1 protein-coding gene is annotated in these 630 nt (G+C 42.9%); it reads right to left on the bottom strand.

From position 1 onward, the window contains the following. Positions 1-141 precede the first annotated feature (141 nt). Positions 142-432, bottom strand: a complete 291-nt coding sequence (locus tag ACS8FC_RS18670; protein ID WP_346268619.1) for a YbeD family protein — start codon at positions 430-432, stop codon at positions 142-144. Positions 433-630: the final 198 nt, after the last annotated feature.

Genomic DNA, 630 nt, shown 5'->3' with positions numbered 1-630 from the left:
CATTCTCTCGGTTATTGTCGACCAATAACACTAATCATGGTAGCAATAATTCGGGCGCAGATTGTACATCAAACCACAAAAAATCGCCACCCGTATGAGTGACGACTTGGACCAAAAAGGTGCTAAACCTGTCTGAACGATTTACAAAACCATGCGAACCGTCTTGGCATTGTCAAGCGCGGCATAAAGTGTATTGACTTGATCAGCGGCTGTCAGGTACAGATTGACCCGTGCTGAATGAAAACGACCCGTTCTAGAAGGCTTCACTTCGATAGACGCCAAATCAAAATCAGGAAACTGGCTACCCAAGATTAGCTTGATTTCATTGAGCAAACTCTCGTGCTCGCCTTCATGACCAATGATGCTGAGAGGGTAGTTCATTGGGAACTCCCAAAGCTCTGGGTTTTGAATGTCTGTCTTCTTGCCGACCAACGCGCCTTTATTTGGCGTCAAATCAGTGACTTTCACTGATGGCTGATTGCTGGTTGGGTTATTTGCATTGTTGTCGTTGCTGTTGTTGTTGTTATCTTTTGAATCATCACTCATGATATGAGCCTCGCTTATATAGGTAAATAGAAAAAAGTTAATCAGTCATTAGCGGTAAATAAGTAACTAACATTAAGTCATTCG

Source organism: Psychrobacter sp. 1Y4 (genome assembly GCF_051847555.1).
Note: the sequence above shows the minus strand (reverse complement) of the source record. Positions and strands in the feature narration are given on the sequence as shown.